At 58.0% G+C, this 22,111-nt stretch carries 20 protein-coding genes; 3 read left to right on the top strand and 17 right to left on the bottom strand.

Features of this window, described 5'->3' with window-relative positions; all coding sequences use genetic code 11:
- Positions 1-39: 39 nt before the first annotated feature.
- The 5 genes from RYC18_RS21335 to sdhC form a co-directional block, all read right to left on the bottom strand.
- Positions 40-2,871 carry a 2-oxoglutarate dehydrogenase E1 component gene (locus tag RYC18_RS21335; RefSeq protein ID WP_004658941.1) on the bottom strand — a complete coding sequence of 944 codons (2,832 nt, stop codon included), beginning with the start codon at positions 2,869-2,871 and terminating at the stop codon, positions 40-42.
- Between the two features lie 259 nt (positions 2,872-3,130).
- Positions 3,131-3,835 (bottom strand): succinate dehydrogenase iron-sulfur subunit, encoded by a 705-nt coding sequence (locus RYC18_RS21330; RefSeq protein ID WP_004658943.1) that lies wholly within the window; start codon positions 3,833-3,835, stop codon positions 3,131-3,133.
- A gap of 12 nt (positions 3,836-3,847) precedes the next feature.
- Entirely contained in the window at positions 3,848-5,620 is a 1,773-nt protein-coding gene (sdhA, locus tag RYC18_RS21325) for a succinate dehydrogenase flavoprotein subunit (RefSeq protein WP_002552976.1), read from the bottom strand.
- 3 nt (positions 5,621-5,623) lie between these two features.
- Positions 5,624-5,992, bottom strand: a complete 369-nt coding sequence (gene sdhD, locus RYC18_RS21320) for a succinate dehydrogenase, hydrophobic membrane anchor protein (RefSeq protein ID WP_003382006.1) — start codon at positions 5,990-5,992, stop codon at positions 5,624-5,626.
- A complete protein-coding gene (sdhC, locus tag RYC18_RS21315) occupies positions 5,986-6,360 on the bottom strand; it encodes a succinate dehydrogenase, cytochrome b556 subunit (RefSeq protein ID WP_002552975.1) in 375 nt (124 codons plus the stop codon). Before sdhC ends, sdhD begins: the two co-directional genes overlap by 7 nt.
- Before the next feature lie 362 nt (positions 6,361-6,722).
- Here sdhC and gltA point away from each other — a divergent pair, with 362 nt between their 5' ends.
- Complete coding sequence (gene gltA / locus RYC18_RS21310; protein ID WP_002552974.1) at positions 6,723-8,012, top strand: citrate synthase; 1,290 nt, start codon at positions 6,723-6,725, stop codon at positions 8,010-8,012.
- Between the two features lie 66 nt (positions 8,013-8,078).
- Here gltA and RYC18_RS21305 read toward each other — a convergent pair whose 3' ends face one another.
- The 9 genes from RYC18_RS21305 to RYC18_RS21265 all read right to left on the bottom strand — a co-directional run bounded on the left by RYC18_RS21305 (position 8,079) and on the right by RYC18_RS21265 (position 15,318).
- Positions 8,079-8,690, bottom strand: a complete 612-nt coding sequence (locus RYC18_RS21305; RefSeq protein WP_117139869.1) for an START domain-containing protein — start codon at positions 8,688-8,690, stop codon at positions 8,079-8,081.
- 57 nt (positions 8,691-8,747) lie between these two features.
- The gene (locus tag RYC18_RS21300) at positions 8,748-9,005 is read right to left on the bottom strand and encodes a YkgJ family cysteine cluster protein (protein WP_004664678.1); all 258 of its coding nucleotides are present in this window, start codon (positions 9,003-9,005) and stop codon (positions 8,748-8,750) included.
- Positions 9,006-9,099: 94 nt separating this feature from the next.
- Positions 9,100-9,741, bottom strand: coding sequence for a translation initiation factor 2 (locus RYC18_RS21295; protein WP_080900596.1), 642 nt, complete (start codon positions 9,739-9,741; stop codon positions 9,100-9,102).
- Positions 9,742-9,857: 116 nt separating this feature from the next.
- Positions 9,858-11,297: a PLP-dependent aminotransferase family protein gene (locus tag RYC18_RS21290; protein ID WP_002552970.1), complete on the bottom strand. Its 1,440-nt coding sequence runs from the start codon at positions 11,295-11,297 to the stop codon at positions 9,858-9,860.
- 216 nt (positions 11,298-11,513) lie between these two features.
- On the bottom strand, positions 11,514-12,329 hold the full coding sequence (locus RYC18_RS21285; protein ID WP_316886715.1) for an OmpA family protein: 816 nt from the start codon (positions 12,327-12,329) through the stop codon (positions 11,514-11,516).
- Positions 12,326-12,679 (bottom strand): DUF4398 domain-containing protein, encoded by a 354-nt coding sequence (locus RYC18_RS21280; RefSeq protein WP_004658957.1) that lies wholly within the window; start codon positions 12,677-12,679, stop codon positions 12,326-12,328. The genes RYC18_RS21285 and RYC18_RS21280 overlap by 4 nt, the downstream gene beginning before the upstream one ends.
- 10 nt (positions 12,680-12,689) lie before the next feature.
- Positions 12,690-13,517 carry a substrate-binding periplasmic protein gene (locus RYC18_RS21275; protein WP_316886713.1) on the bottom strand — a complete coding sequence of 276 codons (828 nt, stop codon included), beginning with the start codon at positions 13,515-13,517 and terminating at the stop codon, positions 12,690-12,692.
- A gap of 121 nt (positions 13,518-13,638) precedes the next feature.
- On the bottom strand, positions 13,639-14,568 hold the full coding sequence (locus RYC18_RS21270; protein WP_316886712.1) for an electron transfer flavoprotein subunit alpha/FixB family protein: 930 nt from the start codon (positions 14,566-14,568) through the stop codon (positions 13,639-13,641).
- The gene (locus RYC18_RS21265; RefSeq protein WP_005617248.1) at positions 14,569-15,318 is read right to left on the bottom strand and encodes an electron transfer flavoprotein subunit beta/FixA family protein; all 750 of its coding nucleotides are present in this window, start codon (positions 15,316-15,318) and stop codon (positions 14,569-14,571) included.
- 519 nt (positions 15,319-15,837) lie between these two features.
- On the opposite strand from RYC18_RS21265, the gene RYC18_RS21260 reads away from it, so the two are divergent.
- The gene (locus RYC18_RS21260) at positions 15,838-17,493 is read left to right on the top strand and encodes an electron transfer flavoprotein-ubiquinone oxidoreductase (RefSeq protein ID WP_316886711.1); all 1,656 of its coding nucleotides are present in this window, start codon (positions 15,838-15,840) and stop codon (positions 17,491-17,493) included.
- Positions 17,494-17,540: 47 nt separating this feature from the next.
- Here the strand turns inward: RYC18_RS21260 and RYC18_RS21255 are convergent, their stop codons facing one another.
- Positions 17,541-18,434, bottom strand: coding sequence for an AraC family transcriptional regulator (locus RYC18_RS21255; RefSeq protein ID WP_058400453.1), 894 nt, complete (start codon positions 18,432-18,434; stop codon positions 17,541-17,543).
- Between the two features lie 179 nt (positions 18,435-18,613).
- Here RYC18_RS21255 and RYC18_RS21250 point away from each other — a divergent pair, with 179 nt between their 5' ends.
- Positions 18,614-19,666 (top strand): NAD(P)-dependent alcohol dehydrogenase, encoded by a 1,053-nt coding sequence (locus RYC18_RS21250; protein ID WP_004664663.1) that lies wholly within the window; start codon positions 18,614-18,616, stop codon positions 19,664-19,666.
- Between the two features lie 11 nt (positions 19,667-19,677).
- Here the strand turns inward: RYC18_RS21250 and RYC18_RS21245 are convergent, their stop codons facing one another.
- Positions 19,678-20,487, bottom strand: a complete 810-nt coding sequence (locus tag RYC18_RS21245) for an IclR family transcriptional regulator (protein ID WP_005745244.1) — start codon at positions 20,485-20,487, stop codon at positions 19,678-19,680.
- A gap of 76 nt (positions 20,488-20,563) precedes the next feature.
- Positions 20,564-21,874, bottom strand: a complete 1,311-nt coding sequence (locus RYC18_RS21240) for an MFS transporter (protein ID WP_002552961.1) — start codon at positions 21,872-21,874, stop codon at positions 20,564-20,566.
- Positions 21,875-22,111 lie beyond the last annotated feature (237 nt).

Raw genomic sequence — 22,111 nt, 5'->3', positions numbered from 1 at the left:
TCTGTAATTCCTTAATTCGGTTTCTAATGCTCGAAGGCGTTAAACAGTGAAGGCATCTTGCAACAGTTTTTCCTGCTGCTCGGCGTGCATCGAAGCGTAACCACAGGCTGGAGCGGCAGAGGCGTCACGACCGGCGTACTCGAGAACGAGTTCACGTTTGTGGTTGCCCATGCTGCGGCGCAGGTGGTGCTGACTGCTGTACCAGGCACCCTGGTTCATCGGTTCTTCCTGACACCAGACCACATGCTGCAGGTTGGTGTACGGCGCGATGGTTTCCATCAGGTCGTCTTCAGGGAACGGGTACAGCTGCTCGATACGAACGATGGCAATGTCTTCACGCCCTTCGGCACGGCGCTTTTCCAGCAGGTCGTAGTAAACCTTGCCGCTGCACAGCACCAGACGCGTGACCTTGGCCGGATCGAGGGCATCGATTTCCGGAATGACGGTCTGGAACGAGCCTTCGGCCAGATCTTCCAGGGTCGAAACAGCCAGTTTGTGACGCAGCAACGACTTGGGAGTCAGCACGATCAGCGGCTTGCGCAGCGGACGAATGACCTGACGACGCAGCAAATGGTAGATCTGCGCCGGAGTCGTTGGCACGCACACCTGAATGTTGTGCTCGGCACACAATTGCAGATAACGCTCAAGACGTGCCGACGAGTGCTCTGGCCCCTGCCCTTCGTAGCCGTGAGGCAACAGCATGGTCAGACCGCACAGACGGCCCCACTTGTGTTCACCGCTGGTGATGAACTGGTCGACAACCACCTGGGCACCGTTGGCGAAGTCGCCGAACTGCGCTTCCCAGATAACCAGTGCATCCGGCTGGGTGGTCGAGTAACCGTATTCGAATGCCAGCACGGCCTCTTCCGAAAGGAACGAGTCGTACAGGTCGAAACGCGGCTGACCGGAGTACAGATTCTGCAGCGGGATATAGGTCCCGGCGTCTTTCTGGTTGTGCAGTACGGCGTGGCGGTGCGAGAACGTACCGCGACCGATGTCCTGCCCTGTCATACGGATCGGGTGACCTTCGAACGCCAGCGTGGCGTATGCCATGGTTTCGGCGTAACCCCAGTTGATCGGCAAGCCACCGGCCTGCATCTTCTGACGGTCTTCGTAGATCTTCTGAACCTGACGCTGCACGACGAAGCCTTCAGGCAGTTCCATCAGCTTGGCGGACAGTTCCTGCAGGGTCTTGAGGTCGAAGCGAGTGTCGTGACGCGCAGTCCAGGCGTGGCCCAGATAAGGACGCCAGTCGACGAACAACTCCTTGTTCGGCTCCTTGACCAGGCTTTTCACTACGTGCAGACCATTGTCCAGCGCGCTGCGGTAATCATCGACCTTGGCCTGAACACGGGCTTCATCGAGAATGCCGGTCTTGATCAGATGCTCGGCATACAGCTCACGGGTGGTGCGCTGCTTGGTGATCTGCTGATACATCAGAGGCTGAGTGCCACTCGGCTCGTCAGCTTCGTTGTGACCACGACGACGGTAGCAGACCAGATCGATCACGATATCGCGCTTGAACTGCATGCGGTAATCGATCGCCAGCTGGGTCACGAACATCACGGCTTCCGGATCATCACCATTTACATGGAGGATCGGCGCCTGGATCATCTTGGCAACGTCGGTGGCGTACTCGGTCGAACGCGAGTCCAGCGGGTTGCTGATGGTGAAGCCCACCTGGTTGTTGATGACGATGTGGATCGTGCCGCCCGTCTTGAAGCCGCGGGTCTGCGACATCTGGAAGGTTTCCATGACCACGCCCTGACCGGCAAAGGCCGCGTCGCCGTGGAGGGAAATCGGCAGAACCTTGTCACCGTTAGGATCGTTGCGACGATCCTGACGCGCACGCACCGACCCCTCGACCACCGGAGAAACGATCTCCAGGTGAGACGGGTTGAATGCCATGGCAAGGTGAACCTCACCGCCTGCGGTCATGACGTTGGAAGAGAAACCCTGGTGATATTTGACGTCACCGGAACCCAGTTCCACTTTTTTCTTGCCTTCGAACTCGTCGAACAGGTCGCGCGGGTTCTTGCCAAAGGTGTTGACCAGTACGTTGAGGCGGCCGCGGTGGGCCATACCGATCACGACTTCCTTGGTGCCATAGGACCCGGAACGCTGAATCAGCTCGTCGAGCATCGGGATCAGGCTTTCGCCACCTTCCAGACCGAAGCGCTTGGTACCCGGATATTTGGTACCCAGATACTTCTCGAGACCTTCGGCTGCGGTGACACGCTCGAGCAGGTGGCTCTGGATATCAGCCGAGAACGCTGGACGGCCGCGAACACTCTCAAGACGCTGCATGAACCAGTTGCGCTGCTCGGAATCCACGATGTGAGTGAACTCGGAGCCGATGGTGCGACAATATGTCTGCTGCAACGCTTCATGAATTTCGCGTAGGCTCGCTTCCTCTTTGCCGATGAACAGGTCGCCGGCACGGAAGGTCGTATCAAGATCGGCATTGGTCAAGCCGTAATGATTGATCGACAGATCCGCAGGCGCAGGGCGCTGCCAAAGGCCCAACGGATCGAGCTGAGCAGCCTGGTGGCCACGCATCCGATACGCCTGGATCAGTCGCAGCACTTCAACCTGTTTCTTCTCGTGCTCGCTGCTCACACTGCCGGCGGACACCGGTTGAGCGCGGCGCTGGTTTTTGGCCAGCAACACGAAATGATCGCGAATAGTCGAGTGCGATACATCAGTGGCAGAGCTGCCGTCTGCTGGCAACTTCTGAAAGTAGGTGCGCCATTCTTCTGGCACAGCGTTAGGGTCGTGCAGGTAAAGCTCATAGAGCTCTTCCACATAGGCAGCGTTACCACCGGATAGGTGGGCACTGTTCCACATGCGCTGCATCACGCTTTCTTGCATGCTTGGTCACCCTCGGTAAGGGGACACCACCGGCGAAGACACCAGAGCAATCCTGAAATAGTCGTGTGCAGCGACTGTATCAAGTCACCAGGGATCACGCAGATAGTCCGGGTACCAGCCCGGATGCCCCTGCTGGTCTCATTTCTTCAAAATAAGAGCGGCAGCTTTGCGAGCTACTGCTCAGGTTAAAACTACGGCGCCGGTTGAAGCCTGCGCCGCAGCCACTTCAGTGCAACGGTGTAACAGATAAAACGATGAATCAGACGCCGCTTTGCAACAACATGTTACGCACGTGACCGATAGCCTTGGTTGGGTTAAGGCCTTTCGGGCACACGTTGACGCAGTTCATGATGCCGCGGCAGCGGAACACGCTGAACGGGTCATCAAGCGAAGCCAGACGTTCATTGGTGCGGGTGTCACGGCTGTCAGCCAGGAAACGGTAGGCTTGCAGCAGCGCAGCAGGACCCAGGAACTTGTCGGGGTTCCACCAGAAGGACGGGCAGGAAGTCGAGCAGCAAGCGCACAGAATGCACTCGTACAGACCATCGAGCTTTTCGCGCTCTTCCGGAGTTTGCAGACGTTCGATGGCCGGAGCCGGCGTGTCATTCTGCAGGAACGGCTTCACCTTCTCGTACTGCTTGTAGAAGATGCTCATATCGACGACCAGGTCACGAATGACCGGCAAACCAGGCAGCGGACGTACGATCAGCTTGTTCTTGGCAACAACGGCAGACAGCGGCGTGATGCAGGCCAGACCGTTCTTGCCATTGATGTTCATGCCATCGGAACCGCACACGCCTTCGCGGCACGAACGACGGTAAGAGAAGCCTTGATCCTGTTCTTTGACCAGGGCGAGCACGTCCAGCACCATCAGGTCCTTGCCACCGGTATCGACCTGAAACTCCTGCATGAACGGCGCGGCGTCCTGCTCAGGGTTGTAACGATAAACACTGACTTGCAACATATCGGTCACCCCTTAATAAGTCCGAATCTTAGGTTCAAAAGTCGGAACAGTCTTCGGCGAGAAGTTCACGGCACGCTTGGTCACGCGCTTGTCACCCGGGAAGTACAGGGTGTGGCACAACCAGTTCTCGTCATCGCGATCTTCAAAGTCTTCACGGGCGTGAGCGCCGCGGGACTCTTTACGATGCTCTGCGGCGATCGCCGTGGCTTCGGCAACTTCCAGCAGGTTTTGCAGTTCAAGCGCTTCGATACGGGCGGTATTGAATGCCTGGCTCTTGTCGTTGATCTTGACGTTGGCGATACGCACGCGCAGGTCAGCCAGCTGGGCAATACCCTTCTGCATGTATTCGCCGGTGCGGAACACACCGAAGTAGTTCTGCATGCAGCTTTGCAGCTCTTTACGCAGCGTGGCGACGTCTTCGCCGGTAGTGCGCTCGTTCAGGCCGGCAACGCGTGCCAGCGCAGCATCGATGTCGGACTCGGAAGCACGGGCGTAGTCGATACCTTCGCTCAGCGCTTTCTCCAGGTGGATACCCGCAGCGCGACCGAACACAACCAGATCGAGCAACGAATTGCCGCCCAGACGGTTGGCACCGTGAACCGATACGCAAGCCACTTCACCTACCGCGAACAGACCCGGAATGATCTGATCGACACCGGCGGCGTCCTGAGTGATCGCCTGACCATGAATGTTGGTGGCAACGCCGCCCATCATGTAATGGCAGGTAGGAACTACCGGAATCGGCGCTGTTGCAGGGTCGACGTGAGCGAAGGTCTTGGACAACTCCATAATGCCTGGCAAACGGCTGTGCAACACTTCTTCGCCCAGGTGATCGAGCTTGAGCATTACATGGTCGCCATCCGGACCGCAGCCGTTACCGGCAATGATTTCCTTGACCATGGAGCGCGCAACCACGTCACGACCTGCAAGGTCCTTGGCGTTAGGAGCATAACGCTCCATGAAACGCTCGCCGTGCTTGTTGATCAGGTAACCGCCTTCACCGCGGCAGCCTTCGGTGACCAGTACACCTGCACCGGCAATGCCGGTCGGGTGGAACTGCCACATTTCGATGTCCTGAACCGGGACACCGGCGCGCAGCGCCATACCGATACCGTCACCGGTATTGATCAGGGCATTGGTGGTCGAAGAGTAGATACGGCCTGCACCGCCGGTTGCCAGCACGGTAGCGTTGGCACGGATGTAGGAGGTTTCGCCGGTTTCAATGCAGATGGCGATGATGCCGACAAAGGCACCGTCCTGATTCTTGACCAGATCCACGCCGTAGTATTCGTTGAGGAATACGGTGCCAGCCTTGAGGTTGGCCTGATACAGGGTGTGCAGCAGTGCGTGACCGGTACGGTCGGCAGCAGCACAGGTACGTGCAGCCTGACCGCCCTTGCCGAAGTCCTTGGACTGACCGCCAAACGGACGCTGGTAGATGCGACCCTGTTCGGTACGGGAGAACGGCAGACCCATGTGCTCGAGTTCGAAAACAGCTTCAGGGCCTACGGAACACATGTATTCGATAGCGTCCTGGTCACCGATGTAGTCGGAACCCTTGACGGTATCGTACATGTGCCAGCGCCAGTCATCGTTCGGATCGGCAGAGGCAATTGCGCAGGTGATGCCACCCTGGGCAGAAACGGTGTGCGAGCGTGTCGGGAACACCTTGGTGACCACGGCAGTCTTGTGACCGCCCTGAGCGAGCTGCAGGGCAGCGCGCATACCGGCACCGCCACCACCAATGATGATGGCGTCGAAGGAAAGCGAATTTATGTTAGCCATGAATCAGATACCCCAAAGAATCTGCACGCCCCAGACGAAGTAGGCGAACATCAGAACGCCGCATACCGCCTGAAACAGAAAACGTACTGCAGTGGCGGACTTGCCCAGCGCCATCGGCGTCAGGTAGTCGGTCGCGATGGTCCACATGCCGACCCAGGCGTGAGCGCCAAGGGCAACGAGGGCCAGCAGACTGAAGATACGCATTCCGTTGTGTGCGAACAGATCATGCCATTGGGCGTAACTCAGACCCGGATGAAAGACCATGTATCCGATCAGGAATATGAAATAAGCCGCGAGCACGACCGCAGAAACACGCTGAGCCATCCAGTCATAGAGGCCCGAACGCGAAAGGTTGGTGACGTTGGTTACCATATCCATACTCCCGCCAGAAGAATCAGTACCACGGAAACCGCGATAACGATTTTGGAGCCCAGCTTGCCGCCTTCGAGCGTCTCGCCTACCCCGGAGTCCATGATGAGGTGACGGATACCGGCCACCATGTGATACAGCAGGGCAGACAGAAGCCCCCAGATGATCAGCTTGGCCAGCGGGCTGGTCAGACACGCCTTGACTTCACCGAACCCTTCTTCGGACGCCAGCGACTTGTCCATTGCATACAGCATGATTGCAATACCGACAAAGAGGATGACACCGGAGATGCGGTGAAGGATGGACGTGTAAGCGGTGACTGGGAGCTTGATGGTCCTTAGGTCTAGATTTACAGGTCGTTGGCTATTCACGGCTTTTTTTCACACTGAAGAGCCCCTAACAATCAGGGCAAGTTGTTGGGAAGTGCACTGGTCAGGTACCCACCACCCAGGAAGTGACGACCCCCTTGAAACAGGCCAAAAAGCCTTTGGCGGTCGGACGCCGAGTATAGACAGTTAGGTTACTAATGACAACGCGCAGACTTACCGCCAATGGCGCATTGCGTTGCCGGGACAAAAGGCGTAAACGGCAGGAAACGGTCTGAAAAAATCCACGGCGGGCCCTTGCGGAACACGACTTTAGGCAAATTGACTTTAGAATTTATCTCACTATAGTGATGCGGGCCCTGCGTGGGGGGCCTGTCTGATGATTTGAAGCATAAATAGGAGGCCACATGGCTGACAAAAAAGCGCAGTTGATCATCGAGGGCGCAGCCCCCGTCGAGCTGCCAATTCTGACCGGTACAGTGGGTCCGGACGTGATCGACGTACGCGGCCTGACCGCCACCGGCCGCTTCACATTTGACCCTGGCTTCATGTCCACGGCCTCTTGCGATTCGAAGATCACCTACATCGATGGTGACAATGGCATTCTGCTGCACCGCGGCTACCCGATCGAACAACTGGCCGAGCAGTCCGATTACCTCGAAACCTGCTACCTGCTGCTCAACGGCGAACTGCCGACCGCCGAACAGAAAGCCCAGTTCGTGGCCGTGGTCAAGAACCACACGATGGTTCACGAGCAACTCAAGACCTTCTTCAACGGCTTTCGTCGCGACGCCCACCCGATGGCCGTCATGTGCGGCGTAGTCGGTGCCCTGTCAGCGTTCTACCACGACTCGCTGGACATCAATAACCCGCAGCACCGCGAGATTTCCGCTGTACGCCTGGTGGCCAAGATGCCGACCCTGGCAGCGATGGTCTACAAGTACTCCATGGGCCAGCCCATGATGTACCCGCGCAACGACCTCAGCTACGCCGAAAACTTCCTGCACATGATGTTCAACACCCCGTGCGAGATCAAACCGATCAGCCCGGTGCTGGCCAAGGCGATGGACAAGATCTTCATCCTTCACGCCGATCACGAGCAGAACGCCTCGACATCCACCGTCCGCATGGCAGGCTCTTCGGGCGCCAACCCGTTTGCCTGTATCGCTGCCGGCATCGCCGCGCTCTGGGGCCCGGCCCACGGCGGCGCCAACGAAGCGGTACTGACCATGCTGGATGAAATCGGTGACGTGTCGAACATCGACAAGTTCATCGCCAAGGCCAAGGACAAGAACGACCCGTTCAAGCTCATGGGCTTCGGCCACCGCGTCTACAAGAACCGTGACCCGCGCGCCACCGTGATGAAGCAGACCTGCGACGAAGTGCTCAAGGAACTGGGTATCACCAACGATCCTCAGCTCGAACTGGCCATGCGCCTCGAAGAGATCGCCCTGACCGACCCGTACTTCATCGAGCGCTCGCTGTACCCGAACGTCGACTTCTACTCGGGCATCATCCTCAAGGCCATCGGCATTCCGACCAGCATGTTCACCGTAATCTTCGCTCTGGCGCGGACCGTCGGCTGGATTTCGCACTGGAAAGAAATGCTCTCCAGCCCTTACAAGATCGGTCGCCCTCGCCAGCTCTACACCGGCAACGTGCAACGCGATATCGTCGCCCTGCAAGACCGCAAGTAAGCGTTACACGCAAAAACAAAGGGCTGCCACTGGCAGCCCTTTTTTGTGCGTACTGCATACTGCAGATTATTGCGTCTGCGCAGCCCGCTCTCTGAGCGCTTTCAGCGTATTGAACGGCGCGTCGACAACAAACTTGTTGGCCAGCATCGATGGCACACTACCACCCGGCTCGGTGTGAACCTGATAAGTCACCTCAGTCTGGTTCGGCCCCTTGGGCACCATCTTCCAGAACCCCTTGACCTCGGTCACACGCACGAAACCCTTTTCCTCGGGAATGTACGTGGGCTGCTCTTCAAGATTCCGGGTAATACTGCCGTCAGCCCCCTCCTGAGTAGTGATCAACAGCACCGAGTCACGAGGCGTCACCGGCCAGGGCGTGTTGAACTGGCTGTAGGTCCAGGTCTTGTTACCTTCATGCTTGAGTATCTTCTGTAACTTGCACTCATGAATCCAGGCGCAGGCCCCCGCAACATCCTCTTGAAGCGCACGCAGCTTGCTCACGCTGGCATTGATCAGCGCGACGCCCTGATAGGCCTTGTAATCGGACCCAGGCACATCACTCAACGAAACCTTGATGCCATCCTCGTTCTTGACCACTTTCCAGTCGTCAGCCTGCGCCGTTCCGGCAAGCATTACAGTCAAACCACAAGCAACAGCGATGCGATACAGCGGACTCATTGTTTTATTCCTTGTTTTGAAGTTCCGACAAAGCACTAGCGCCCAAAAACCGCCCTTTCATGCAACTGCTGTAGCTTTTTCCCACCAGCCAATAAGGCGAATGGCATCCGCCTGATCGACTCCGCAGACATCTTCCGCCGCCTTGAACTGACTGCATACCGCAGGGCGCTCGGGCCTGCCGAACAAGGCGCACAGAAGCTCGACCGACAAGTGCAGGCATCGCTCACCTGCCGGTTTTCCATCGGGCATGCCGGGTATGGGAGACGTGATGGAAGGCGCTATGCAGCACGCACCACAATCGGAACGGCAGTCCATGACCAGACACCCTTACTGAAAAATAGAAAAAGAGGAAGAATATTAACCGTCAAAACGTCTGTTTGAAAACGCCGTATCGGACGATAGGCAGGGCTTACTGCTTGAATTTGAAATCCAGCGCAGCACCTTCGACATCGCGACGGTTTTCGTTGCGCATCTGCAATTGCATTTCGTTGGTCAGCAATCGACCTTCAAGCTCAAAGGGGCCGGGGTTGGCCGAAGCCCCCTTGTCGCTGAACATCTGCGGCAATATCGGCTTGCGCTTGCTGGTGATCACATTGGCAGGCGGGTCCAGTTCCTTGACAAGCTCGGGCGGCAAACTCAGGTCCAGCTTTGGCGACTTGATTCGCACATCCTTGGCACTGGCCGTTTTGACATCTTTGGCGTTCTTACGTTTGCTGACAGGCGCCTTGGCGGCCACTACTTTTGAAGGCGACTTTTCAGAGGCTACCGCTTTGGTCACCGGAGGCGCTGAAGGTTGTGATTTTTCCTTGCCCACCACTACCGGAACCACCGGAACCCCCGGCATCAACTGATGCATGGTATCGGGCGCCTGTATCTGTTTTGCATCCGTCGCCACCGCCTCCACAGGGGCCTCGGTCTTCAAGTGCACTTCAGGCGAGACCGGAGCCGTAATAACCGTATCGGTTTTGGGCTTGGGCACAGACGAGTCCTGAGCATCACAACCACTCAGAAGCACAACGACAAGCAATCCCAGACAGCGAAAAACATTCATAGGCAAAAAGTCAGGCAAGACAGTGGCAAATAGCCGGAAAAGAAACACATGCTGTCCTTTTGAGGCCAACCTGACAAGCCAAGAGTTCAAAACAATTGACAAAAAATCTTTACAACTCAGTACACATGTACCGCTTCCTGACACAACTGCTTGGCCAGAATACCCAGCGTCATCAGTGCCCGCTCAGCCTCTTTGTTCCAAGGCATCCCGCAGTTGAGGCGGATGCAGTGATTGAACTGCTCGGTATTACTGAAGATCAACCCCGGCGCGATACTGATACCCTGCTCCAGCGCACGAACATGCAGCTCCTGAGTATTGACCCGGCCCGGCAGGCTAACCCACAGAATGAACCCACCCGCAGGGCGACTCATCTGCGTGCCCTCAGGGAAGAACTGCTGCACCGCCAATTGGAAGGCGCTGAGATTCTTGCGGTATTCCAGGCGAATGAAACGTAAGTGCCGATCGTAGCCGCCGTTTTCGAGGTATGCGGCGACCGCCATCTGCGTAACACTGCATGCAGAATGCGTGCTGAAAGTCTGCAGACGTTGAATTTCTGCCTGGTATTTGCCAGCAATGATCCAGCCGATGCGCACACCGGGCGACAGCGTCTTGGAAAAGCTGGAACAGTAAATCACCCTCCCCAGCCGATCGAACGCCTTGAGCGCCTTGGTCCTCCCGACTTCGAACATCAACTCACCGTAGACATCGTCTTCAACCACTTGAATATCGAAGTCCGAGGCCAGACGCAGCAGGTTCTTCTGCCGCTCCTCCGGCATGGTGCCGCCCAGTGGGTTGCTCAGGCGTGAAGTCAGTACCAGTGCCTTGATTGACCATTGATTGGCCGCCAGTTGCAGGGCCTCCAGACTGATGCCGGTGGCCGGGTCGCTGGGGATTTCGATGACTTTCAAGCCCAATAGGTCGGCAAGTTGCAACAACCCGTAATAAGCAGGCGACTCGGCAGCGATCAGGTCACCCGGCCGGGTCAGCACGCGTAGAGTCATCTGCAGTGCATCCACGCACCCGTGGGTGATCACCACCTCGGACGGATCGACCACCACGCCGGCGTCGCGCATACGGATGGCGACCTGCCTGCGCAGCGGCTCGAAACCCGGGCTGAACATATAGCTGAAGGCCCGCGGGCTGTGAAAACGCGTCACTTTCGCTAATTGCTGATGCAGCGCGCGTACCGGCAGGTAGTCCACATGAGGCACAGCGGCGCCCAGAGCAAACACGCCCTCGCGTCGGGATTCCTCGAGCACTTGCTGGATGATACTGCTGCGCGTGACCAGACCAGGCCGCTCGACCCGCGCGATATCCGGGGTCGAAGCCGTAAGTGCCGGGGTTTGATGAACATAGTAGCCGGACTGAGGACGCGCCCGGATCAACCCTTGATCTTCAAGGTTCGCATAAGCCTGCAATACCGTCGCATGGCTGACATTGAGCTGCGAACTCATCTTGCGAACCGAAGGCACACGCTCACCGGGTTGATACACCCCACGACGAATATCTTCGGCAAGCTGCTGGGCGATACGCTGATAGAGCAAAAGATTGGTCATGACACAGCCTCGAAAAGACCGGTGATTTATTGTTTTTAAAATACAGATACGGAATAACCGGCACAGTCCAGAAGTGTACGGGAACAGTTTACGTTCAAGCCAGCGGTCACGACCGCTGCACGAAAATAAACGCGGCTGAAAACGCCATATGCAAAGCCTTTAAAGCCAAAAAAGCCCGAGACCGTTTCCGGCGTCGGGCTTTTTGAAAAGTTTTTATCAGCGCGCTGCGCCTAACTGACCTTTTTCATCAGAAAAAACAATTTCCACACGGCGATTTTGCGCGCGCCCGCGCTCGGAGGCGTTGGCGTTCACCGGGAACTGCTGACCGTAGCCATCGACATGTATACGTTTTTCATCAACACCCAGGTCCATCAGAACGTCTGCGACTGCTTGTGCACGATCCTTCGACAGCTTCAGATTCTCCTGACGATCACCTGTGCTGTCGGTGTAGCCCTCGATCCGGACCACTCGACGCGGATTGATCTGCAAAAACTGCACAACCTTGAGAATGGTGCGACTGGCCGAGCTTTTCAGCTCGGCGTGGCCGGCGTCGAACAGCACATCTCCCAACGTCATGACCAGCCCGCGATCGGTCTCGGTGGTGGCCAGACTGAGGATCTGATCTTCCAGCCAGCGCCCCTGCTGCTGGGCACTGGCCAGCTTGGCCTCACGCAGCGCCAATTGCAGACGCTGGCGCTCCATGTCCATTTTCGCCAGGCGCTCCTGGCTCAGCATCAGATTGCTGTGCTCATGTGCGATCTCGCTGTAGCGGCTGCTGAGGTAGGCGTAATGACTGACGTCGGCACCGCTTCCCAGATAGCTGGACAGACGCTCGGCGCGAGCCAGAGATTCGCCAGCGCGAATCACATCCTTGGGCGCGCTGCGCAACACATCGGTATCTTCCTTGACCTTCTGGAAGTCGGCACTGGCCTGCTGCAAGGCCTGCCCGCTGTCCTGATGACCGGCACACCCGTAAAGGCCAGCCGAACCCAGCAACAGGCACACACTCAATACACGCGGAAGACGGTTCATTGCGCCTCTCCCAGTTGCTTGCGTAACCGATTGAGGCGGGTATTCAACTGATTGACCTGCTCCTGACTCTTGAGTGTGAGCACTCGGGCCTCTGCCAGCCGGGCATCCAGCTCGGCCTGTTCGGCTTTCATGCGCGCGTCCTTGTAGGCGTGGGTCGCCATGGAGGCGCGAGCTTCGGCAAAGCGGGCCAGAGCAACTTCCATCTCGGGCTGATCATCACCCGCGCCAACGGCTTTGGCCTGCTCCAGCGCCTGCTCGGTCAGCTTGAACTGCTCGGTCGGTAGCGGGTCGCTGGCGCAGCCAGCCAGCGTGGCGATGGCCATGACGGCGATTGAAAAACGAATACTCACAAAAACATCCCTACTTGTCTGGTGCGCTGGCGCTGGCAGGTTGCAACAGTTGGGCTTTCCACAACTCCAGGTTGTGCCTGATGACATAACCCGCAAGGCCGGAGGCGGCCGATTCTGTCATCTTTTTCGCCAGTTGTCCGCGCAACCATGGTTCGTTGCAGGCCGAATTGAACGACAACGCCAGATAAAACCCGGGCGTATCGACCGGCAAGGGTTGCGCAGCCAGGTCTGCAGAAAGACCCAGCGTCTGCACCATGACCATCCCGGCGTAACGACCGGCAAGCACGTAATCCACCTCACCCAGCGCCAGCTTCTGAAAAGCCGGGGTCAGGCCTGGCAAGCGTGTCAGGGTCAGATGCTGCTTGGCCGCAGCCTCGAATGAAGGCGTCAATCGGGTCTTTTCCGACATGGCACCAGGACGGTCGTGCAGCTCGGCCAGGGTATTGAACGGTACGCTGTGATCGTGGCGCGTCCAGACCATGATGTCGTTCTGCACGATCGGCGGGTGAATGTAATCAAGCGACTCAAGTTGCGCTGCATTGAACGGCGCGTCGGCCAGCAAGTCCATGCGCCCGGTGCGCACCTCCTCAAGTGCCTGACTGCGTTTGCCGCCGTACAGGAACTCGACCTTGATACCCAGCTCACCTGCCGCCTGCATCAGCAGATCGGCATTGGCGCCCATCAGATGACGTGGGTCCTGAGGATCACGCCACAGATAAGGCGGCGCGTCCGGACTGCCGGTCACAATCAGACGCTCGCACTTGCCGGCAGCAAATGACAGCGTCGGCAGCATGATCAGCCCGAGAAAAAGCGGAGACAGCAGCCGGAGGTGCACCATGAAAAGCCCTTCTGATACCCGATAAAAAAACCCGCTCGATCCGGGTCTATGTACCGCAAGCAATCTGCCGGCACACAAACCCCGAACGGAACGGGTTCTCTTTATAGTGGAAGCGCGTGGCTTAAACCAGCTTCTCCAGCTCGGGAATGGCTTCGAACAAATCAGCCACCAGCCCGTAATCGGCCACCTGGAAGATCGGAGCTTCCTCATCCTTGTTGATCGCAACGATCACCTTGGAGTCTTTCATGCCGGCCAGATGCTGAATGGCGCCGGAAATACCGACAGCAATATACAGCTGAGGCGCGACGATCTTGCCGGTCTGGCCGACCTGCATGTCGTTGGGCACAAAACCGGCATCGACCGCAGCACGGGAAGCACCCACTGCAGCACCGAGTTTGTCGGCCAGCGTGTACAGGTGCTTGAAGTTGTCGCCGTTCTGCATGCCACGACCGCCGGATACGACGATCTTGGCCGCTGTCAGTTCTGGACGATCGGATTTGGCCAGTTCTTCGCCAACGAAGCTGGACTTGCCCGCATCGTGAGCAGCCGAAACCGCTTCGATAGAAGCCGAACCACCCTCGGCAGCGACCGGATCGAAACCGGTGGCACGCACGGTGATGACCTTGATCGCGGCAGTGGACTGCACGGTGGCAATGGCGTTACCGGCGTAGATCGGGCGGGTGAAGGTGTCGGCCGAGACCACCGAAACGATCTCGGATATCTGGTCGACATCCAGCTGCGCAGCAACGCGAGGCAGGATGTTCTTGCCGTTGGAGGTTGCAGCGGCCAGAACGTGACTATGGCCCGCAGCCAGCTCTACGATCAGTGGCGCAACGTTTTCAGGCAATTGATGTGCATAGGCAGCGTTGTCGGCCACCAGCACTTTCGCCACGCCAGCAATTTTGGCGGCGGCGTCGGCAACGGCACTTACGCCTGAACCGGCAACCAGCAAGTGGATGTCACCGCCGATCTTCTGCGCGGCAGCCAGGGTATTGAGCGTAGCCGGGGCTACGGTCGCATTGTCGTGTTCAGCGATAACCAGGATCGTCATTTAGATTACCTTCGCTTCGTTTTTCAGTTTCTCGACCAGTTCAGCCACCGATTTGACCTTGATGCCCGCGCTGCGTGCAGCCGGTGCTTCAACCTTGAGGGTCTTGTTGGTCGAGGCCGTGGAAACGCCCAGTGCATCCGGGGTCAGCACTTCAAGCGGCTTCTTCTTGGCTTTCATGATGTTAGGCAGCGAAGCGTAGCGTGGCTCGTTCAGACGCAGGTCCGTGGTCACGATGGCTGGCAGGCTCAGGGAAACAGTCTGCAGACCGCCGTCGATCTCACGGGTCACGGCAACCTTGTCACCGGAGACTTCAACCTTCGAGGCGAACGTACCTTGCGGGTAGCCGCTCAGTGCGGCCAGCATCTGGCCGGTCTGGTTGTTGTCACTGTCGATAGCCTGTTTACCAAGGATAACCAGTTGTGGCTGCTCCTTGTCGACCACTGCCTTGAGCAGCTTGGCCACGGCCAGAGAGGTCAGTTCTTCGGCAGACTCGACCAGCACGGCACGGTCTGCACCCAGCGCCAGCGCAGTACGTAGTTGCTCCTGAGCAGTGGTAGGACCAATGGTGACGACCACGATTTCCGTTGCCACGCCCTTCTCTTTCAAGCGCACCGCTTCTTCAACAGCGATTTCGCAGAACGGGTTCATGGACATTTTGACGTTGGCAAGATCGACGCCGGAGTTGTCCGCCTTGACGCGAACCTTGACGTTGTAGTCGACCACTCGTTTGACAGCTACAAGAACCTTCATGGATTCCTCACTCTCCGGTGAAAAGAAGTCGCCTGGCGATACCAGGCGATCGATATGTGTCCTCAACAAGCAATCGCAATGCGTGCAGGCCGTCCGGGCGACTTCAAAAAGCCATATAAAAGCCGGGAGTCACCCATCAAGCAGCGGCAGGGTGTGTAAAATGCGCCGTGCGACGTTGACCTGTTGCCTGCACCGCGTCCGCCTGATGCCTTTTGAGAGACTTCCTGCAACGCAGGTGCCTCGTTTCAGCCTACGGCAAACGCAAAACCGCCCGTATATTGACCGCAACGCCTTTTCCGGTCAATACGCCAAATCGGCCAGTTCCGAGTCTGGTGTCTTTGATTTATCTGGGCTGCGGGCAATTCAAACAAACGTTTGTATTGGACCCATGCAGTGGTGTAGATATAATGCGTGCCATTAAAAGACGGGTGGTGCCCAACACCTCCTGTGTCGGCCTGCAGCGACTCATAAAGCAGCGCCCATAAAAATACCGTGAGCCTTGAAAGTAGGAGATAGCCTGTGGAACGCGAATACATGGAATTCGACGTCGTCATCGTCGGAGCCGGCCCTTCCGGGCTTTCTGCCGCTTGCCGCCTTAAACAGAAGGCCGCTGAAGCCGGGCAGGAAATCAGCGTCTGCGTGGTGGAAAAAGGCTCCGAAGTCGGCGCACACATTCTGTCCGGTGCCGTGTTTGAACCGCGCGCACTGGACGAGCTGTTTCCAAACTGGCAGGAATTGGGCGCTCCGCTCAATACACCGGTCAAGCGTGATGACATCTACGTCCTGCGCGACGCCGAAAAGGCGCAGAAAATTCCGGACTTTTTCGTCCCCAAGACCATGCACAACCATGGCAACTACATCATATCCCTGGGCAACCTGTGCCGCTGGCTCGCCCAGCAGGCTGAAAACCTCGGTGTGGAAATCTATCCGGGCTTTGCCGCTCAGGAAGCACTGTTCGACGAAAACGGTGTAGTGCGCGGCATCGTCACCGGCGATCTGGGTGTCGACCGCGAAGGCAACCCCAAGGAAGGCCTGTACACCCCCGGCATGGAACTGCGCGCCAAGTACACGCTGTTCGCCGAAGGCTGCCGCGGTCACATCGGCAAGCAATTGCTCAAGCGCTTCAATCTCGATGACGAAGCCGATGTGCAGCATTACGCCATCGGCCTGAAGGAAATCTGGGAAGTCGACCCGGCCAAACATGAACAGGGCCTGGTGGTGCATACCGCAGGATGGCCACTGGACGACGCCAATCCGGGCGGCTCGTTCCTGTACCACCTGGAGAACAATCAGGTGGTAGTCGGCCTGATCGTCGACCTGTCATACAGCAACCCGTACCTGTCGCCGTTCGACGAATTCCAGCGCTACAAGCACCACCCGGTCATCAAGCAGTACCTTGAAGGCGGCAAACGCATCAGCTACGGCGCACGCGCCATTGCCAAGGGCGGCCTGAACTCGCTGCCGAAGATGGTATTCCCTGGCGGCGCGTTGATCGGTTGCGACCTGGGCACCCTGAACTTCGCCAAGATCAAGGGCAGCCACACGGCAATGAAGTCCGGCATGCTCGCAGCCGATTCGGTGGCAGATGCCCTGTTCGCCGGCAAGGAAGGCGGCGACGTGCTGACCTCCTACGTCGATGCCTTCAAGGCCAGCTGGCTGCATGCAGAGCTGTTCGCCAGCCGCAACTTTGGCGTGGCGATCCACAAATACGGCGCGATCAAGGGTGGCGCCTTCAACTTCATCGATCAGAACATTTTCGGTGGCAAGCTGCCGTTCACGCTGCACGACACCACGCCGGACTACGCCTGCCTCAAGCTGGCAGCGGACTCAAAGAAAATCGATTACCCGAAACCCGACGGCAAGCTCAGCTTCGACAAGCTCAGCTCGGTATTCCTCTCCAGCACCAACCATGAAGAGGAGCAACCCTGCCACCTGAAGCTGACCGACCCGAGCATCCCGATCAGCAAGAACCTGCCGCTGTACGACGAACCGGCACAGCGCTATTGCCCGGCTGGCGTGTATGAAGTCATCACTAAAGAAGATGGCGAAAAGCGCTTTCAGATCAACGCGCAGAACTGCGTGCACTGCAAGACCTGCGACATCAAGGACCCTTCGCAGAACATTACCTGGGTTGCACCGGAAGGCGCTGGCGGGCCGACGTACCCGAACATGTAAGGCGGCGGCAAGCTACAGGCTTTGATCTTGCCGCTTGTAGCTTGCCGCTAAACCCTACAGCCCTCTTCTCCCGGACTGCGTTCAAAGTAGCGCTTGTATTCACGGCTGAACTGCGACGCACTTTGATAGCCGACCCTGAGCGCGACCTGCGACACATTCAGCCCGTCGGCCACCAGCAGTTGCTGAGCCTTGAGCAGGCGCAGACGTTTCAGGTACTGCACCGGTGACAACAGGGTGCTGCGTTTGAAGTGCTCGTGAAAGGTCGAGGTACTCATGTTTGCGCAACTGGCCAGCGTGTCGACGTTCAGCGCGTGATCATAGTGCTCATGCAGATAGGTTACCGCCGAAGCAATCCGTGCGAATTGCCCCTGCTGTTCGACCAGCGCACGCAATACCCCTGATTGCGGTCCACGCAGCGCGCTGTACAGCACCTCGCGAATCCTTGATTGCCCCATCGCCTGACACTCCAGCGGATCGTGCAGACAACGCAGCAGGCGTTCGACGCTGTCACGCATCGCAGAGTCGATGCGTACCGAGGTCATCGACTCCGGGGTCTGCATCTGGCTTTCCTGGCCGCTGGCCGGGCCCATCGCTTGCACCAACTCGCCAAGCAGCACGCGGTCGATGGCTACCGACACGCCATACAGCGGCTTGTCCGGGGTGGCGAAGGTCTCGCATTTGAACGGCACAGAAAGCGCCTGAATCAGGTAATGCCCGGTGCCATACTCAAACGTACGCGGCCCCAGGCAGGCGACCTTGCTGCCTTGCACGACAATCATCAGGCTCGGCTCGTAAATCTGCGGGCTGCTGGCGACATAGCCAAACGCCGAAAGCACACGGACTTCAGGCAAATGCGTCGCCACAAAGCCTGGACGCACTGCCAGCGGCTGGATCAAGGAGACAAGCGTGGCATTGCCATCGATAACAACAGGTAACGTCATGGGAGCAGCCTGACAGAGAAACAGACAGCTGCATCATCGCAGATTTGCGCTTCATAGCCGACCCTGAAACGCCAGGTCGGAGGAATAGGCATGAAACACGTAGGATTCACCATAGCCACGAAGGGCACGTATCAGGACAATTGACCGCCTCTATTCCGTAACACCTTGCGAGGTCAAACATGTACACAGCTATCGGTTATGCCGCACAGTCCGCTACCGCCCCCCTCGCCCCGATGACCTTCGAACGTCGCGCTCCGCGTGCCGACGACGTTGCCATCGAAATCCTCTACTGCGGCGTCTGCCACTCCGACATTCACCAGGCGCGCAACGAATGGGGCATCGCCGTCTACCCGCTGATGCCTGGCCATGAAATTGTCGGTCGCGTCACCGCCACTGGCACCAACGCCAGCAAATACAAGGTTGGCGATCTGGTCGGTGTTGGCTGCATGGTCGATTCGTGCCGCGAATGCTCGGCCTGTAAATCGGATCTCGAACAGTATTGCCTGGAAGGTCCGACCATGACCTACGCCACGCCTGACCGCGTGGACGGCAGCAACACCATGGGTGGCTACTCCAACAGCATCGTGGTCGCCGAGCATTTCGTTGTGCGCATTCCAGAGAAACTCGACCCGGCTGCTGCTGCGCCAATCCTTTGCGCAGGCATCACCACTTATTCGCCACTCAAGCACTACGGTGTGAAGGCTGGCGACAAGGTCGGTATTCTGGGCATGGGTGGTCTGGGCCACATGGGCATCAAGTTCGCCAAGGCAATGGGCGCTGAAGTGACCCTGTTCACTCGCTCCGCAGCCAAGGCTCAGGAAGCACGTCGTCAGGGTGCAGATCATGTGATCGTGTCCACCGACGCTGAACAGATGAAAGCCGCTGCCGGTCATTTCGACTTCCTGCTCGACACCATTCCGGTCCAGCATGACCTGAACCCCTACCTGGAAACACTGCGCTTTGACGGCGTGCACATTCTGGTCGGTCTGATCGAACCGGTCGAGCCGCCAGTCCATGCAGCCCACCTGGTGATGAGCCGTCGCGTATTGGCCGGATCGCTGATCGGCGGCATCGCTGAAACCCAGGAAGTACTGGATTTCTGCGCCGAGAACGACATCACCTGCGACATCGAAATGCTCGATATCCGCAATATCAACGAAGCCTACGAGCGTATGCTGGCCGGTGACGTGAAATACCGCTTCGTGATCGACATGGCCACGCTGCAGGCCTGATTCACTACGAATCAGCCGCCGAGATCGGCCGAGAGTTCCGCTGCTATCTGCTTGATCAGCGGGACCAGCTCGGCCATCTTCTCCAGCGGCATGTAGGGCACGGTACTGGCAACACTGATGCCGGCAACGATCTGTTTGCTGGCATCACGTACCGGCGCTGCAACGCAACGGATCGACGGTTCGTTGTCCTCCAGATCGAACGCATACCCTCCCTGCACGTATTCTTCCCTTCGCGCCTGCAACTGCTCCCAGGTTTGCTGCTCATGAGCAGGCCACAGCGCATTCCTGCCACTGCTCGGCATGCTGGCGTCATACAAGCGCTGCCACTCCGGCAACCCGCTGTCCAGCAGCAACGCCTTTCCGATACCGGTTCGCACCAGCGGCATGCGATGCCCGACCCGTGAGCGCATTTCCGGGCCATTGCGACCAGGGTTCTTGTGCAGATAAAGCACGTCGTCCCCTTCCCGCACCGCCAGATGCACCGTATCGCCCGTCAGCTCCGACAGCCGATCCAGATACGGCCGGGCGAGAATTGCCAGTGGCACTTCTTCGCGCGCCTGAAACCCCAGCTCAATCAGTTTCGGCCCAAGCAGATAACCCACTTGAGGCACCACCCGAAGATAGCGCTCCTCGACCAGGCAACTGGCCAGCCGGTGCGTGGTACTGCGTGTGGTGCCGATCAGCCGGGCGATTTCCTTCAGGTCGCGTGCGCCACCGGCCACCGCCTGCACAACGCCAAGCCCACGCAACAGAGTCTGGGTCCCTGTCGGCGCCGGTTCTTTGCCGGTAATTTTTTCAGGGATGATCGAATCGTTGTGCATGACAGGCCATTTTCATAAAAGGGGCGGATCGAAAAGCTGACGGCATTATCGCCGCCAGCGTCCAGATACGTCGACATCAGAGCTCGATACGCTCTACTTTGCCTACCAGCAGGATGTACGACAGCGCGCCCAGCAATGCCAGCACTGAAATGTAAGTGATGGCAGGCGCAAACGAGTCACCGGTTGCCAGAAAGCCGATCACGATCGGCGTGGCGATGGCGGCGAGGTTGCCGATGAAGTTGAACGTGCCGCCAGTCAGGCCCAGCAAGCGCGCCGGGGCCAGGGTCGACACCAGCGACCAGGTGATCGACGCCAGACCGTTGCCGAAGAATGCCAGCGCCAGAAAGGTGATAACCAATGGTGTGGAGTCAACGAAGTTGGCACCGATGATCGAGGTCGAGATCAGCAGCCCGGCAATGATTGGCAACTTGCGCGCAAAGCCCACGCTATGCCCGCGACGGATCAGCCAGTCGGAGAAGAACCCCGAACACAGCACGCCGACAAACGCCGCGAGAAACGGCAATGACGCCAGTAGCCCGGACTTGATGAAATCCATGCCGCGGTATTTCACCAGATAGGTCGGGAACCAGGTCAGGAAGAACCACAGCGTGGAGTTCAGGCAGAACTGGCCCAGATAGATCCCCCACAGCTTGCGCTTGCTCAACACAATGCCCAGGTCCAGCCAGCTGAAACCCTGCTTCTGTTTTTCGACATCCTTCTGGATGTCTACCAGACCGCCGCCCTCTTTGATCAGGTCGATTTCCTGCTGATTGACACCTTTGAAGTCACGCGGCTCGCGATAGACCGTATACCAGATCAACGCCCACAGCACACCGACACCACCTGTAGCGACAAACACCATGTGCCAGCCATAATGAGCCTGCAACCAGGCCAGCACCGGCGTCAGAAACGCCAGACCGACGAACTGCCCCGAGGTATAGACGCCAATGGCAGTAGCCCGCTCGCGCTCGGGGAACCAGGTGGTCACGACACGGCTGTTGATCGGATAGGCAGGTGCTTCCAGCGCACCGACCGCCATGCGCAGTACGAACAGCGCAATAAAGCTGGCCGCAAAACCAAGCATGATGGTCGCAATGGACCACAGCAGCAGCGCCGCAGTGTAAAGGATACGCGGCGGCACACGGTCCACCAGCCAGCCACCAGGCAATTGCATGGCGGCATAGGTCCAGCCGAACGCGGAGAAGATCAGCCCGATGTGAACCGTATCAAGGCCCAGCTCGGCGGTCAGCGCCGGAGCGGCAATCGACAGGTTGCTGCGGTCCAGGTAGTTGATCACCACCGTAATGAACAGCAGCACCATGATGAAGAAACGTTTGCGGGACGGCGTCACCAGGGATGCCGCACCCTCAAGAGTTCGAGTGCGCATGGAATGTAGCCTCTTGTTGGATTTATTGAGGTCTGTGTTTCGATTGGCGAGCTCTCGTTCCCACGCTCCCGCGCTCAGTGCTATACAAATCCGCTTTTGATTCTGGCTGAAGGCCGTGGGAGCGAACTTGTTCGCGAAAGGGCCAGCGCATTCCCCAAAAACGCATCGGCTGAACTACCTTCTTCGCGAACAGGTTCGCTCCCACGCCCTCCGGGCAGAAGCCCGATCTACGGGCTT

It is taken from the genome of Pseudomonas syringae group sp. 247E2, from assembly GCF_032587795.1.
Classification (GTDB): Bacteria; Pseudomonadota; Gammaproteobacteria; order Pseudomonadales; family Pseudomonadaceae; genus Aquipseudomonas; species Aquipseudomonas amygdali.
Note: the sequence above shows the minus strand (reverse complement) of the source record. Positions and strands in the feature narration are given on the sequence as shown.

Coding starts and splice junctions, on each gene's coding strand:
- RYC18_RS21240 (WP_002552961.1), bottom strand. CDS start 21,874: ATGCGCACTCGAACTCTTGAGGGTGCGGCATCCCTGGTGACGCCGTCC.
- gltA (WP_002552974.1), top strand. CDS start 6,723: ATGGCTGACAAAAAAGCGCAGTTGATCATCGAGGGCGCAGCCCCCGTC.
- RYC18_RS21290 (WP_002552970.1), bottom strand. CDS start 11,297: ATGACCAATCTTTTGCTCTATCAGCGTATCGCCCAGCAGCTTGCCGAA.
- RYC18_RS21245 (WP_005745244.1), bottom strand. CDS start 20,487: ATGCACAACGATTCGATCATCCCTGAAAAAATTACCGGCAAAGAACCG.
- RYC18_RS21335 (WP_004658941.1), bottom strand. CDS start 2,871: ATGCAAGAAAGCGTGATGCAGCGCATGTGGAACAGTGCCCACCTATCC.
- RYC18_RS21305 (WP_117139869.1), bottom strand. CDS start 8,690: ATGAGTCCGCTGTATCGCATCGCTGTTGCTTGTGGTTTGACTGTAATG.
- RYC18_RS21265 (WP_005617248.1), bottom strand. CDS start 15,318: ATGAAGGTTCTTGTAGCTGTCAAACGAGTGGTCGACTACAACGTCAAG.
- RYC18_RS21330 (WP_004658943.1), bottom strand. CDS start 3,835: ATGTTGCAAGTCAGTGTTTATCGTTACAACCCTGAGCAGGACGCCGCG.
- RYC18_RS21270 (WP_316886712.1), bottom strand. CDS start 14,568: ATGACGATCCTGGTTATCGCTGAACACGACAATGCGACCGTAGCCCCG.
- RYC18_RS21285 (WP_316886715.1), bottom strand. CDS start 12,329: ATGAACCGTCTTCCGCGTGTATTGAGTGTGTGCCTGTTGCTGGGTTCG.
- sdhA (WP_002552976.1), bottom strand. CDS start 5,620: ATGGCTAACATAAATTCGCTTTCCTTCGACGCCATCATCATTGGTGGT.
- RYC18_RS21250 (WP_004664663.1), top strand. CDS start 18,614: ATGTACACAGCTATCGGTTATGCCGCACAGTCCGCTACCGCCCCCCTC.
- RYC18_RS21255 (WP_058400453.1), bottom strand. CDS start 18,434: ATGACGTTACCTGTTGTTATCGATGGCAATGCCACGCTTGTCTCCTTG.
- RYC18_RS21300 (WP_004664678.1), bottom strand. CDS start 9,005: ATGGACTGCCGTTCCGATTGTGGTGCGTGCTGCATAGCGCCTTCCATC.
- sdhD (WP_003382006.1), bottom strand. CDS start 5,992: ATGGTAACCAACGTCACCAACCTTTCGCGTTCGGGCCTCTATGACTGG.
- RYC18_RS21275 (WP_316886713.1), bottom strand. CDS start 13,517: ATGGTGCACCTCCGGCTGCTGTCTCCGCTTTTTCTCGGGCTGATCATG.
- RYC18_RS21295 (WP_080900596.1), bottom strand. CDS start 9,741: ATGAATGTTTTTCGCTGTCTGGGATTGCTTGTCGTTGTGCTTCTGAGT.